Consider the following 13,856-nt stretch of genomic DNA (forward strand, 5'->3'; position numbering starts at 1 on the left):
CGGATAAAAGCTACCCCGGGGATAACAGGCTTATCTCCCCCAAGAGTCCACATCGACGGGGAGGTTTGGCACCTCGATGTCGGCTCATCGCATCCTGGGGCTGTAGTCGGTCCCAAGGGTTGGGCTGTTCGCCCATTAAAGCGGTACGCGAGCTGGGTTCAGAACGTCGTGAGACAGTTCGGTCCCTATCCGTCGTGGGCGTAGGAAATTTGAGAGGAGCTGTCCTTAGTACGAGAGGACCGGGATGGACGCACCGCTGGTGTACCAGTTGTTCTGCCAAGGGCATAGCTGGGTAGCTATGTGCGGAAGGGATAAGTGCTGAAAGCATCTAAGCATGAAGCCCCCCTCAAGATGAGATTTCCCATAGCGTAAGCTAGTAAGATCCCTGAAAGATGATCAGGTTGATAGGTTCGAGGTGGAAGCATGGTGACATGTGGAGCTGACGAATACTAATAGATCGAGGACTTAACCATATAATATGTAGCAAATGTTATCTAGTTTTGAAGGAATATATATTAAAATTTCTTCTTGACATTTCGAAAGAAATGTTTATAATGATAAAAGTCTGGTAATGATGGCAGAGAGGTCACACCCGTTCCCATACCGAACACGGAAGTTAAGCTCTCTAGCGCCGATGGTAGTTGGGACCTTGTCCCTGTGAGAGTAGGACGTTGCCAGGCTAATATTATTCCGCAGTAGCTCAGTGGTAGAGCTATCGGCTGTTAACCGATCGGTCGTAGGTTCGAGTCCTACCTGCGGAGCCATTATGCTTCCATAGCTCAGCTGGTAGAGCACTTCCATGGTAAGGAAGAGGTCACCGGTTCAAGCCCGGTTGGAAGCTTGGGAATAGGTTTAAAACTTTTTTGGCCCGTTGGTCAAGTGGTTAAGACACCGCCCTTTCACGGCGGTAACACGGGTTCGAATCCCGTACGGGTCACCACTTTTGGAGGATTAGCTCAGCTGGGAGAGCACCTGCCTTACAAGCAGGGGGTCGGCGGTTCGATCCCGTCATCCTCCACCATATATATTTAAAATGTCGGAGGGGTAGCGAAGTGGCTAAACGCGGCGGACTGTAAATCCGCTCCTTCGGGTTCGGCAGTTCGAATCTGCCCCCCTCCACCATTTTCTTTAAAATAACCTGAGAGGGTTTATTTTTTTGAAAAGATAACCATACTAGTAAATATTAATGGGCTATAGCCAAGCGGTAAGGCAACGGACTTTGACTCCGTCATGCGCTGGTTCGAATCCAGCTAGCCCAGCCATTTACGAGCCATTAGCTCAGTTGGTAGAGCATCTGACTTTTAATCAGAGGGTCGAAGGTTCGAGTCCTTCATGGCTCATCATTTTTGCGGAAGTAGTTCAGTGGTAGAATACAACCTTGCCAAGGTTGGGGTCGCGGGTTCGAATCCCGTCTTCCGCTTAATTAATAAGGGGCCTTAGCTCAGCTGGGAGAGCGCCTGCCTTGCACGCAGGAGGTCAGCGGTTCGATCCCGCTAGGCTCCATCTAAATAAAAAAGCTTATATCATACGATGTAAGCTTTTTTTGTGTTTAAAAAGACAACTTTTATACTTGTCGTTTAAAATGAAGAAAACGTAAAAATAAGGGATGGGGAGATAATTGTGAAAGTTGTTATTGCATCTGATTCATATAAAGAAAGCCTAAAAGCTATAGAAGTATGTGGAGCTATTGAAAGAGGTTTTAGAGCAATTTTTCCTAATGCAGAGTATGTGAAAATACCAATTGGAGATGGAGGAGAAGGGACGGTTGAATCACTTGTTGATGCTACAGGGGGGAGAATTATATCAATTAGTGTGACAGGACCGCTTAGAGAAGGTATACAAGCTTTTTATGGCATTTCTAAAGATAAAAAGACAGCGTTTATTGAAATGGCAGCAGCATCAGGATTACAGCACGTTCCAGTTGAAAAGCGCAACCCACTTATTACAACGACAAAAGGAACAGGAGAACTTATATTACATGCACTAGATCAAGGAGTGGAGTACATAATTTTAGGACTTGGAGGAAGTGCTACAAATGATGGCGGGGCAGGTATGTTAGCGGCTTTAGGAGTAAGGTTTATAAATGGAAAGGGTGAAGTAATAGATCCATCTGGAGGCACATTACACTCGATTGTTACTATTGATTTTTCACGAATGGACCCACGCTTAAAGGGGGTAAAGATAGAAGCGGCATGTGATGTGGATAATCCATTAGTCGGAATGCAGGGAGCATCTTTCGTATTTGGGAGACAAAAGGGTGCAAATATAGAGATGATGAAAGAGCTAGATGAGAATTTACAACATTATGCGAATATGCTTAAACGATATGTATCTTTTGATGTATCTGAAATACCTGGTGCAGGGGCAGCGGGAGGAATGGGAGCGGCTGTTATTTCAGTGTTAAAGGGAGACTTGCGTAGGGGCATTGAAATTGTATTAGATTATACAAATTTCGATAAACATATAGAAGATGCACATCTTATTATAACTGGTGAAGGTAGAATAGATAAACAAACTGCATATGGAAAGGCTCCTGTGGGTGTTGCGGGGCGTGCAAAACGTTTTTCTGTGCCTGTAATTGCTATTGGAGGGTCTGTATCATCTGATTATTCAGCTGTGTACGAGAAAGGAATAGATGCGGTATTTAGTATTACAACGAGACCGATGACACTAGAAGAAGCATATAAAGTAGCAGAAGAAAATATTGAAATGACAACGAAGAATATTGCAACAGTATGGAAAATAGCATCAGAAAAACACTTCTAAATATAGGAGTGTTTTATTATTATTATTTAATAATAGTGATTACGATTGTTTCATTAAGTTAACTTTATACATAGAATAGTCTTAAAATTTGGTTTTCAACGTGAATATAAGTGAATAAATTGTATATCCATACAGAAAAATGTCGAGTTGAGTCAGACTATATAAAAGATTTAAAATATTTAGTGAAGGCATAAAAGGGGGATACTATCTATGAAAAAAGAAATCTCAGTTATTGGAGTTCCAATGGATTTAGGACAGATGCGTCGTGGAGTTGATATGGGACCGAGCGCGATCCGTTATGCAGGGGTAATTGAAAGAATTGAAGAAATTGGATATGACGTTAAAGATATGGGAGATATATGTATAGAGAGAGAAAAAGAGATAGATGAAAATACAAAATTAAGAAACCTTACACAAGTTGCAACTGTATGTAATGAATTAGCAAGTAAGGTGGATCATATTATAGAAGAAGGTCGTTTTCCACTTGTATTAGGTGGTGACCATAGTATTGCTATCGGTACATTAGCTGGTGTAGCAAAACATTATAAAAACTTAGGCGTTATTTGGTATGATGCACACGGTGATTTAAATACAGAGGAAACTTCACCATCTGGAAATATTCATGGTATGTCACTTGCAGCAAGTTTAGGTTATGGACATTCTTCACTTGTAGATTTATACGGAGCATATCCAAAGGTGAAAAAAGAGAATGTCGTAATTATCGGTGCGCGTGCATTGGATGAAGGAGAAAAAGATTTCATTCGCAATGAAGGTATTAAAGTGTTCTCAATGCATGAAATTGATCGTATGGGGATGACGGCTGTGATGGAAGAAACAATCGCATATTTATCTCATACCGATGGTGTACACTTATCATTAGATTTAGATGGTCTTGATCCTCATGATGCACCAGGTGTTGGAACGCCTGTAATTGGCGGTCTATCTTATCGTGAAAGTCATTTGGCGATGGAAATGTTAGCAGAAGCTGATATTATCACATCTGCTGAATTTGTTGAGGTAAATACGATTTTAGATGAGAGAAATAGAACGGCAACAACAGCAGTTGCTTTAATGGGTTCTTTATTCGGTGAAAAACTAAAATAAATGTAAGAAAAGCAACTGAGAAGTTGCTTTTTTTATTTGAAAATAAGCGTATAATAATGATTTATATTATACTGTACAATAAAAATGTTTGACATCTTACCAATTTGAGCTAAAGGGGGTTGTTTGTAATTGTCGTTTGTTTCATGTATGGTATAATTAACTAGTTGTTGGAAATACATACAGATAGAGCATAAAACAATATTTCAATATATGGATAGAATTGCTCGTAAGTAGGAGGAAGGGATAGCATGCCTTTTGAAGATACGACCATTTTGAAATATCTTAGTACGGCATTAGATATTGCCATTGTATGGTTTATTATATATAAGCTAATTCTTATAATCCGAGGGACGAAAGCTGTTCAACTTTTAAAAGGGATTACAGTTATTATCGTCGTTAAGATGATCAGTATTTTCCTTGAATTGCGTACGCTATCTTGGCTAACTGAACAAGTATTAACGTGGGGATTTTTAGCCGTTATTATTATCTTTCAGCCAGAATTGCGAAGAGCACTTGAGCAGCTAGGGCGCGGGAGTTTATTTTCGCGTGTTGGAACGCATGAGGATGATGAACCTGAAATGGTTGCAACAGCAATAGCAAAAGCAACCGAATATATGGGGAAACGTAGAATTGGTGCATTAATTACTTTGTCAAAAGAGACCGGTATGGGTGATTATGTGGAAACGGGTATTCCGCTTAATGCAAACGTATCATCGGAATTACTTATTAATATTTTTATTCCAAATACACCTCTTCATGACGGAGCGGTAATTATGCAAGGAAGTACAATTAAAGCAGCAGCATGCTATCTTCCATTATCAGAAAGTCCGTTTATTTCTAAAGAATTAGGAACTAGACATCGTGCTGCAATGGGAGTTAGTGAAGTTACTGATAGTATTACAGTAGTTGTGTCTGAAGAAACTGGTCAAATTTCTTTAACGAAAAATGGTAAGTTGCATCGTGATTTGAAGACAGAACAGCTGAAAGATATGTTATTAGCTGAATTTAGTGGAAACGAAAAAACGACTTCTTCGTCTTTATGGAATTGGAGGAGAAAGCGTCATGGATAAGTTAATGGAGAATCATTGGTTTTTAAAAGGGATCTCATTACTATTGGCGTGTATGCTTTTTATGTCAGCGACGTTAACTGAAAAAAATACGACATCAGGTATATTACCTTTTGCAAATGATACGAAAGAAACATTAACTAATTATGCTATTAATCTTAAGTATGATGAGGAGAAATATATTGTAAGTGGTATTCCGGCAGAGGGCGTTAAAGTAAAATTAGAAGGCCCAAAAGCATCAGTTGCTACAGCAAAAGCAAAAAAACAATTTGACATACCGGTTGATTTGCGAGATAGTCCAAAAGGAACTTATGAGATTTCTTTAAAAACGAACGGGCTTCCAGATGATGTGAAAGGAACAGTTCAGCCATCAACAATTAAAGTTACTCTTCATGAAAAGGCGAGAAAATATGTTCATGTAGATCTGAAATTATCAAATGAGGATCAGATGCCAGCGGGGGCTACTCTAGAAAAATCAAGCCTTAAACCGGATACTGTTGAGGTAGTTGGGACGAAAGAAGAAATTGAAAGCATTTCCTCTGCCAAAGCGTATGTTGATTTAAAAGGTGTTAATAAAACTGTTACAAAAACGCCCGAAGTTACATTATACAATAAAGAAGGAAAACGTTTAAATGTAAGAACAAGTCCATCTAAGATTAGTGTAACGTTGAATGTGGCAACGCAAACTACAGCCAATAATACTGAAAAAACTGTTCCTGTAACGTATACGAAGAAGGGGAGTTTAGCAGAAGGATTGGCGGTTACAAATATCAGTGTTGAACCGAGAGAAGTAACGATAGCTGGTCCAAAAGATATTTTGGATAATATACAATCGCTAGAGGGGGTCGAAGTAGATCTTAGTCAATTGACAGAGTCTACAACATTCGATGCCTCTGTTTTATTACCCAAGGGTGTAACAAGTGCAAAACCGAATCAAGTGAAGGTTTCGGTGGGAGTGCAAAAAACAAAACAAACGAAAACAAAAACGATTGATGGTATCCCAATCCAGAAAAATGGACTGTCTAAAGATGTTACTGCTCAGCTACTTTCGCCGCAAGATGGAAAGATAAGTGTTGATATTTCAGGAGAAGCAAGTATAGTAGATAAAATAACAGCTGCTCAAATAACAGCGGTAATTAATCTGCAAAATGTATCCTCAGGGACGAAAGATATTTCCATTCAAGTGAGCGGTCCTGGTAATATTTCAATAGAGCCAAAACAAAAAAGTGCTAAAGTTACTATTGTGAAGAAAGAAAAACCAGATAAAGAAGTACAGGGTAACGGTCAACAACCGGATTCAAATACGGATCAAGAAAATCAAAATGAGAAACCAAAAAATCCTGAACCTGATTCAGAAAAAGAACAGGAAAAGAATCAAAACCAAAATCAAAATCAAGATAAAGATAAAGAAACGAGTCAAGAACCAACAGTAGATAATCAAAAAGAGCAAGAAAAAGGAGCGAATCATAATGGGTAAATATTTTGGTACAGATGGAGTACGCGGAGTTGCAAATAAGGAGTTAACACCTGAATTAGCTTTCAAAATTGGACGTTTTGGTGGTTATGTATTAACAAAAGATACAGATCGTCCAAAAGTAATTATCGGTCGTGATACACGTGTATCTGGTCATATGTTAGAAGGAGCTTTAGTAGCAGGTCTATTATCAACTGGAGCAGAAGTAATGCGCCTTGGCGTTATTTCTACACCGGGCGTTGCTTATTTAACAAAAGCACTAGATGCACAAGCGGGTGTTATGATTTCTGCATCTCATAATCCAGTACAAGATAACGGTATTAAATTCTTTGGTTCAGACGGCTTTAAATTAACAGATGAGCAAGAAGCTGAGATTGAAGCTTTATTAGACAAAGAAGTTGATGAACTACCACGTCCGACAGGTACTAATCTTGGACAAGTGAGCGATTACTTTGAAGGTGGACAAAAATATTTACAGTACATTAAACAAACTGTTGAAGAAGATTTCTCTGGCCTACATATCGCTTTAGATTGTGCACATGGTGCAACTTCTTCTCTAGCTCCATACTTATTTGCAGACCTAGAAGCTGATATTTCAACAATGGGAACTTCTCCAAACGGTATGAATATTAATGAGGGTGTAGGATCTACACATCCAGAAGGCTTAGCTGAATTGGTAAAAGAAAAAGGTGCGGATATCGGACTTGCTTTTGATGGCGATGGCGACCGTTTAATTGCTGTAGACGAAAAAGGAAACATCGTTGACGGTGATCAAATTATGTTCATTTGTGCGAAATATATGAAAGAAACTGGTCAATTAAAACATAATACAGTTGTTTCAACTGTTATGAGTAACTTAGGTTTCTACAAGGCACTTGAAGCAAATAATATTACAAGTGATAAAACAGCAGTTGGTGACCGCTACGTAATGGAAGAAATGAAGCGTGGAGGTTACAACCTAGGTGGAGAACAATCAGGCCATATTATCTTACTTGATTACATTACAACTGGTGATGGAATGTTAAGTGCACTTCAACTTGTAAACATCATGAAAATGACGAAAAAGCCATTATCTGAGCTTGCAGGAGAAATGACGAAATTCCCACAATTGTTAGTAAACGTTCGTGTAACAGATAAAAAATTAGCATTAGAAAATGAAAAAATTAAAGAAATTATTCGTGTTGTAGAGGAAGAAATGAACGGTGATGGCCGTATTCTTGTTCGTCCATCTGGAACAGAGCCACTTATTCGTGTAATGGCAGAAGCACCAACACAAGAAGTTTGTGATGCATATGTACATCGCATTGTAGAAGTTGTGAAAGCTGAAGTTGGCGCTGAATAATTAGCTGAATTTATATGAAAAAGGAGCACAAAAAGTGCTCCTTTTTCATATGTTTTATAGACGATGAAAAAAATTTCATTGACGGTTTATCCATGTTTGTTATAAGATGGTCTTGTTCTTTTTCTCAAAGGAAATATTGTAAATTATAAAAGCGCCAGAACTACAAATAGTGTAGTTGACGAGGTGGGGTTTATCGAGATTTCGGCGGATGACTCCCGGTTGTTCATCACAACCGCAAGCTTTTACTTAAATCATTAAGGTGACTTAGTGGACAAAGGTGAAAGTGTGATGAGAGAAGAGGAACGGATGAAAACTAGCTGTATAAGTATATACGGACTTAAACCCAATCGAGAGGAAGGTGAAAGCCGTTACAAGCTTACAGGGCTAGCAATATGTAATCCGTTTTTTAGTATAAATAAAAATGGTATCGGACTATGTCGTTACATGTTCGCAGAGCAGTGTAAGCATTTGTAACGGCGACTAAACATGTGTGGAATCGTAGGATTTATTGGAGAGCAAGATGCAAAGGAAATTTTATTAAAAGGTTTAGAAAAGCTAGAATATCGTGGATATGATTCAGCAGGTATTGCAGTACAAGCAGAGAACGGTGTTGTTGTATACAAAGAAAAAGGCCGTATCGCAAAACTTCGTGAAATCGTAGATGAGAACGTAGCAGCAAGCGTGGGTATCGGACACACACGCTGGGCTACACACGGTGTTCCAAGTAAAGTAAACGCGCATCCGCATCAAAGTACATCAAAACGCTTTACATTAGTTCATAACGGTGTAATTGAAAACTATGAATTAGTGAAAAAGGAATATTTACAAGATGTAACGTTCGTAAGTGAAACAGATACAGAGGTTATCGTACAGCTTATGGAACAACAAGTGAGCACAGGATTAAGTGTAGAAGAAGCGTTCCGTAATACGCTATCTCTTTTACATGGCTCTTATGCAATCGGATTACTTGATGCTGAAAATCCAAACATGATTTATGTTGCTAAAAACAAAAGCCCGCTATTAGTAGGTGTTGGTGACAACTTTAATGTTGTGGCAAGCGACGCTATGGCGATGTTACAAGTTACAGATCAATTTATTGAGTTAATGGATAAAGAAATCGTAATCGTAACGAAAGAAAGTATTACAATTAAAAACTTACAAGGTGAAACGATTGAACGTGCACCGTTTACAGCGGAATTAGACGCAAGTGATATTGAAAAGGGAACATATCCTCATTTCATGCTTAAAGAAATCGATGAGCAACCACTTGTAATCCGTAATATAATTCAAAAGTATCAAGATGAAAATGGCGAAATTGAATTAAATCAAGACATCCGCAATGCGATCTTAGATAGCGATCGTATTTACATCATTGCATGTGGAACGAGTTATCATGCAGGTCTTGTTGGAAAACAATTTATCGAGAAGTTTGCAAAAATGCCAGTTGAAGTACACGTGGCAAGTGAATTCTCTTACAACATGCCATTATTAACAGAAAGACCATTCTTCATTTACATTTCACAAAGTGGTGAAACAGCTGATAGCCGTGCAGTACTTGTGCAAACAAATGAAATGGGCCATAAAGCATTAACAATTACAAACGTGCCTGGTTCTACGCTTTCTCGTGAAGCTGATTATACACTTCCGTTATACGCTGGACCAGAAATTGCAGTTGCATCAACGAAAGCTTACACAGCACAGCTTGCAGTACTTTCAATTTTAGCGGCTGATATTGCTAAAGCAAAAGGTGAAGTTCTTGATTTCGATTTAACACACGAACTAGGACTTGTAGCAAATGCAATGATAGAACTTTGTGATCAAAAAGAAGAAATGGACGCATTAGCAAAACAATTTTTAGCAACAACGCGTAACTGTTTCTTCATCGGCCGTAGCGTAGACTTCTACGTAGGATTAGAAGGTGCGTTAAAACTAAAAGAAATCTCTTACATCCAAGCAGAAGGATTCGCTGGAGGAGAGTTAAAACACGGTACAATCGCTTTAATTGAAAATGGTACACCAGTTATCGCACTTGCTACACAAGAGCACGTAAACCTTGGAATTCGTGGTAACGTGAAAGAAGTAGTAGCACGCGGGGCTAACCCATGTATCATCTCAATGAAAGGCTTAGAAATGGAAGGTGACAGCTTCGTATTACCAGCTGTACACGAAGCGCTAGCACCGCTAGTAGCAGTTATTCCATTACAACTTATCTCATACTACGCAGCACTTCACCGCGAGTGTGACGTTGATAAGCCACGTAACTTAGCTAAGTCTGTTACTGTTGAGTAGGAGATTGGTAGGTTAATAAGTATAGTTATACGTTTGAAATAAATTAAAACTAAGAAAAAACTCTGTAAAAATCATTTTACAGAGTTTTTTTAGTTATTTATTGTTTTACATAACAAATTGTTACTTGTTCGTCTATGTGGAAAATCTGTAACGCTTTACCATCTAAATTTTTAACCTCATATGATGAATAAATAGGTCTTTCCAATTTCACTTCTTGACCATTTTGAGTTCCTTTTTCCACCATTAGCGTTAACTGATGGGAAGAAACGTCTGCTTGGTATGTTCCTGTTAAGTAATTATCTTTATTTGGATAAGAACCATTTGCATATGTTTCAAATGTCTTATCTGCTTTTAGGACTAACGTAGTTTTGACTCCGTCTCCGTAATCAATACCCCAATTACCTACAAGCTCTGTACCGTCTTTATAGTTGTTCTGTACATTCTTAAACTTAGCGGAATCCTCGTCTGGTGTATCAATTTTTCCTTTGAATATACCAGTTTTATCTTGGGTACTGTATGTTTTAACTGTATTACCACTAGATAAACTCGGTGAGTTAGAAGAACTAGTACCACTTGTTGTAGAAGTAGTTGTTGAACCACCCTTAGCTTCCGCTTTTAACTTATTAAATACAGGTTTCCAAATGCGTTTTGCTTCATCTAATTTATTGTTTGCTTTATCTATGATTGCATCATCCGTATCTTTAAGTGTTTTAGAGTAATCAAATAACTTGGATACTTCTTTGAAAGATTCTTTTAACTTTTGAACAGCTTTTACAATTTCCTTATGATCTTCCTTGTATTTTCCTGGTGCATCTATACGCTCTATTTTATTAAATACTTTATCTAAGTCTTTAATACTATCTCGTACCTCTTCATTTGACTTACTTCCCTTTTTATTATCTCTCACAGAAGCATCATAGTAATCTAGACGTCTTAATAAGTCTTCTTCAATGTCTACCATAAGTTGTGGGTAATCCTCAGGTAAAACCATAATCATCTTAACATCTTTACTTTCTTCTTTTGAGTTAGTTGATTTTTCCTTTGTTTCAGATGATTTACCTTCTGTCTTAGTTTCTTTACTTTCTTGTTTACCAGATTCAGCATTTGTTTTTTCTTTTTCTCCAAATAAATTTGTTACACTACAAGCTGACATAGAAACTACTAATCCAGATGCTAGTAAAATTTTACCTGTACTCTTTTTGAAATTCTTCATATGATTTTTCAATTCTCCCTTTAAAAACATAAAATAGATGTGCTTTAGCCCCTTTAAAACTAAAAAACATACCCCTTCTATATTTATTTTATAATACCTTTCTACGTATAATATTTTACAATTAATTACAGATGCGGTCAAAATTTATCTTAGTTTAACGATGTTCACAAAAAAGATGCGAAGCTTTATTCCTTCAAGTAAAGATTCTAAGTGAGTTTTGATTAAAATTTTTTTATAAAAATCTCATACTTAGTTAAAAAGAGTGATTCTATTTTGATCAATCGTTTTTTCAAAATGAATTTTTTTGTTGTTAAATAAAGATTTGTGACTTCATTTTTATCAAATTTTATTCTAAACCAACATATAGTTATAGCTTTAAAATAAATTTACAAATTTGTATCTAAAAGGGGTGTTTTTGTGTCGGAAAAGAACATCTAGAATTGGTAAGTGGATAGAACTCCATAAATTAAAGTTTTACTTTATCGACTTCACTTTTATTTATCTGAATTTTCCGTTATCATTTTAAGTATTCGTGAACAATTTCCTTTATTACGATAAAAAGAGACGAGAGATTTATGGACATTTCAAGGGGGTATATTGATGAAAGTGAATGAAAAAACATATTTAAGTATAGAAGAGATTATTTCATTACCAACCGTATCAAGTACAAACATAAGTGATGATGGTAAAAACGTAGCATTTGTTAAGAAGACGGCTGATTGGAAAGACAATACATATAGGAATCATGTATGGATATATGAAAAAGATAAGAAGCAGAGTTACCCATTATCAAATGGTGATATAGATAGTACACACCCATTATGGTCTCCAGATGCTAGGTGTATCGCATATCTTAGTCCAGTTGGCGATGGGAAAAATCAGATATTTGTTAAGTCACTAGATGGTTATAGAGAGTTTCAAATTACCGATGAGAAAGAAGGAGTCAGTACATTCAAATGGGGTCCTACTGGCAAGGCTCTTTATTATGTTACGCAGTCAAAAGAATGTGAGGAGATAAAGAAACGTAAGGATCTATATGGAGATTTTCAACATATAGGTAAGGAACACCAGAATAATTGTTTATATTACATTGAAATAGAGAAGGTGATACAAAGTGATACAGATGAACACGAGAACAGAGTTGTTTATCAATTAACGGATGGTAAGGATTTTCATATCCATGAATTTGATATTTCAAATGATGGTAAAAAGGTTGTATTTATGGCGACACCAAGCTCAAATATGGCAGATTATATAAATGGAGATCTATACATACTCCATATTAAAGCTGGAGAGCTACAAAAGCTGAATGTGGATAAGTTGTTGGGAGGGAGTGTTTGCTTTTCTCCTGACGGCAGTGAAATATGTTACACAGCAAGCATAAGAGAGAAGGGTTACTATAGAAACCATATACAAGATAGTACGTTAGAGATATATGATATAAATACCGGAGAGCTAATTCAACCTTTAACAGATTTTGATAGTACGGTTATGCCATTACAGTGGACAGCTAAAGGGGTTTTAATTAGGTGGCAGAATAAAACGAATTATCTTATTGGATTGCTAGCCGAAGATGGCACTGTGGAAATATTAAGCGAAAAAGTAGATGGCTTTATAATGGATGCTTCTATAACAAAGGATGGCAAACATATATCCTACAATAAGGCTATAACAAATGAAACCTTTGAAATCTATTTAGACGATAAAAAAATAACGGATGAAAATAGCTTTTTCAAAGGGAAACTTAGAAGTAACAGGGAAATCATCTCATGGAAAAGTAGCGATGGTCTTGAAATAGAAGGTGTTTTATCAACGCCAGTAGAGTTGGACACTAATAAAAAATATCCTTTATTAGTAGTAATTCACGGCGGTCCGGCTTGGGCATCTTTTCCGATATTTTCAGACTGCTTCAATGAGAAATATCCGATTGAACAGTTTGTTGAAAAAGGCTTTATCGTTTTAGAACCAAATTACAGAGGAAGTTCAGGTTATGGTAATGAATTTTTAAAAGCTAACTATAGAAAACAGGGGATTGCTGACTACGATGATGTTATATCTGGAGTGGATGAACTAGTAGAAAAAGGGATGGTAGACAAGGATAGAGTAGGAGTTATGGGATGGAGCAACGGTGGATATGTATCAGCTTTCTGTTCTACGTTTAGTAGTCGGTTTAAAGCTATTTCAGTTGGCGGTGGAATAACTAACTGGAGTACCCATTATGTAAATACAGATATACCTTACTTTATTAGAATGTATTTAGGAAATACTCCATGGAATGATCCAGAGATATATACGAAGACATCACCTATGACGTATATTAAATCAGCTTGTACGCCTACCTTAATTCAACATGGGGAAAAGGATGCAAGAATTCCAATTACAAATGCATATGATCTATATCAAGGATTAATGGATATGGAAGTTGATACAGAATTAATTATATTTAAAGGAATGGCATATAGTTCTGACCAACCAGGAGTTCATGTGGCTATTATGAAGCAGAACTTGATGTGGTTTTCACACTATATTCTTGGAGAGAGTATGGAGGGTTTTAGGGCTTTGTAAGGGATGTTTGTACAAGACATAAGGTTGAAACGGTCT

The 13,856-nt window shown here is 37.2% G+C and carries 9 protein-coding genes, 9 tRNA genes and 2 rRNA genes (1 of these 20 only partly in view); 19 read left to right on the forward strand and 1 reads right to left on the reverse strand.

Features of this window, described 5'->3' with window-relative positions:
• The 18 genes from V7S45_RS00885 to glmS all read left to right on the forward strand — a co-directional run.
• Nucleotides 1-473, forward strand: a 23S ribosomal RNA gene (locus tag V7S45_RS00885); it begins 2,449 nt to the left of the window's first position.
• Between the two features lie 91 nt (nt 474-564).
• A 5S ribosomal RNA gene (gene rrf, locus V7S45_RS00890) occupies nt 565-680 on the forward strand.
• Nucleotides 681-689: 9 nt separating this feature from the next.
• A tRNA-Asn gene (locus tag V7S45_RS00895) sits at nt 690-764 on the forward strand.
• A gap of 4 nt (nt 765-768) precedes the next feature.
• Nucleotides 769-841, forward strand: a tRNA-Thr gene (locus V7S45_RS00900).
• Between the two features lie 24 nt (nt 842-865).
• Nucleotides 866-940: transfer RNA gene (locus V7S45_RS00905), tRNA-Glu, on the forward strand.
• A 5-nt stretch (nt 941-945) separates the two neighbouring features.
• Nucleotides 946-1,021: transfer RNA gene (locus V7S45_RS00910), tRNA-Val, on the forward strand.
• A 17-nt stretch (nt 1,022-1,038) separates the two neighbouring features.
• Nucleotides 1,039-1,122, forward strand: a tRNA-Tyr gene (locus V7S45_RS00915).
• Nucleotides 1,123-1,187: 65 nt separating this feature from the next.
• A tRNA-Gln gene (locus V7S45_RS00920) sits at nt 1,188-1,262 on the forward strand.
• A gap of 5 nt (nt 1,263-1,267) precedes the next feature.
• Nucleotides 1,268-1,340 (forward strand) — tRNA-Lys (locus V7S45_RS00925).
• 8 nt (nt 1,341-1,348) lie between these two features.
• A tRNA-Gly gene (locus V7S45_RS00930) sits at nt 1,349-1,420 on the forward strand.
• Between the two features lie 10 nt (nt 1,421-1,430).
• Nucleotides 1,431-1,503 (forward strand) — tRNA-Ala (locus V7S45_RS00935).
• Nucleotides 1,504-1,620: 117 nt separating this feature from the next.
• Entirely contained in the window at nt 1,621-2,766 is a 1,146-nt protein-coding gene (locus tag V7S45_RS00940; protein WP_000869587.1) for a glycerate kinase, read from the forward strand.
• 210 nt (nt 2,767-2,976) lie between these two features.
• The gene (rocF, locus tag V7S45_RS00945; RefSeq protein WP_000711563.1) at nt 2,977-3,870 is read left to right on the forward strand and encodes an arginase; all 894 of its coding nucleotides are present in this window, start codon (nt 2,977-2,979) and stop codon (nt 3,868-3,870) included.
• A 248-nt stretch (nt 3,871-4,118) separates the two neighbouring features.
• Nucleotides 4,119-4,940: a diadenylate cyclase CdaA gene (cdaA, locus tag V7S45_RS00950; protein WP_001115697.1), complete on the forward strand. Its 822-nt coding sequence runs from the start codon at nt 4,119-4,121 to the stop codon at nt 4,938-4,940.
• On the forward strand, nt 4,933-6,414 hold the full coding sequence (locus V7S45_RS00955; RefSeq protein WP_000359601.1) for a CdaR family protein: 1,482 nt from the start codon (nt 4,933-4,935) through the stop codon (nt 6,412-6,414). The genes cdaA and V7S45_RS00955 overlap by 8 nt, the downstream gene beginning before the upstream one ends.
• Nucleotides 6,407-7,753, forward strand: a complete 1,347-nt coding sequence (gene glmM / locus V7S45_RS00960) for a phosphoglucosamine mutase (protein WP_000521476.1) — start codon at nt 6,407-6,409, stop codon at nt 7,751-7,753. Before V7S45_RS00955 ends, glmM begins: the two co-directional genes overlap by 8 nt.
• 288 nt (nt 7,754-8,041) lie before the next feature.
• Entirely contained in the window at nt 8,042-8,227 is a 186-nt protein-coding gene (locus V7S45_RS00965; protein WP_001206405.1) for a hypothetical protein, read from the forward strand.
• A 12-nt stretch (nt 8,228-8,239) separates the two neighbouring features.
• On the forward strand, nt 8,240-10,042 hold the full coding sequence (gene glmS, locus V7S45_RS00970) for a glutamine--fructose-6-phosphate transaminase (isomerizing) (protein WP_000334163.1): 1,803 nt from the start codon (nt 8,240-8,242) through the stop codon (nt 10,040-10,042).
• A gap of 97 nt (nt 10,043-10,139) precedes the next feature.
• Here the strand turns inward: glmS and V7S45_RS00975 are convergent, their stop codons facing one another.
• Complete coding sequence (locus V7S45_RS00975) at nt 10,140-11,255, reverse strand: DUF3994 domain-containing protein (RefSeq protein WP_000787708.1); 1,116 nt, start codon at nt 11,253-11,255, stop codon at nt 10,140-10,142.
• A 600-nt stretch (nt 11,256-11,855) separates the two neighbouring features.
• Here V7S45_RS00975 and V7S45_RS00980 point away from each other — a divergent pair.
• The gene (locus tag V7S45_RS00980; protein WP_025690523.1) at nt 11,856-13,820 is read left to right on the forward strand and encodes a S9 family peptidase; all 1,965 of its coding nucleotides are present in this window, start codon (nt 11,856-11,858) and stop codon (nt 13,818-13,820) included.
• Nucleotides 13,821-13,856 lie beyond the last annotated feature (36 nt).

This window comes from Bacillus sp. BR3(2024), assembly GCF_039134555.1.
In the GTDB taxonomy this organism is placed as follows: domain Bacteria; phylum Bacillota; class Bacilli; order Bacillales; family Bacillaceae_G; genus Bacillus_A; species Bacillus_A cereus.

Bases quoted from the DNA above. Each gene is read 5' to 3' on its own strand.
- rocF (WP_000711563.1), top strand. From the start codon at position 2,977: ATGAAAAAAGAAATCTCAGTTATTGGAGTTCCAATGGATTTAGGACAG.
- cdaA (WP_001115697.1), top strand. From the start codon at position 4,119: ATGCCTTTTGAAGATACGACCATTTTGAAATATCTTAGTACGGCATTA.
- V7S45_RS00955 (WP_000359601.1), top strand. From the start codon at position 4,933: ATGGATAAGTTAATGGAGAATCATTGGTTTTTAAAAGGGATCTCATTA.
- glmM (WP_000521476.1), top strand. From the start codon at position 6,407: ATGGGTAAATATTTTGGTACAGATGGAGTACGCGGAGTTGCAAATAAG.
- V7S45_RS00965 (WP_001206405.1), top strand. From the start codon at position 8,042: ATGAGAGAAGAGGAACGGATGAAAACTAGCTGTATAAGTATATACGGA.
- glmS (WP_000334163.1), top strand. From the start codon at position 8,240: ATGTGTGGAATCGTAGGATTTATTGGAGAGCAAGATGCAAAGGAAATT.
- V7S45_RS00975 (WP_000787708.1), bottom strand. From the start codon at position 11,255: ATGAAGAATTTCAAAAAGAGTACAGGTAAAATTTTACTAGCATCTGGA.
- V7S45_RS00980 (WP_025690523.1), top strand. From the start codon at position 11,856: ATGAAAGTGAATGAAAAAACATATTTAAGTATAGAAGAGATTATTTCA.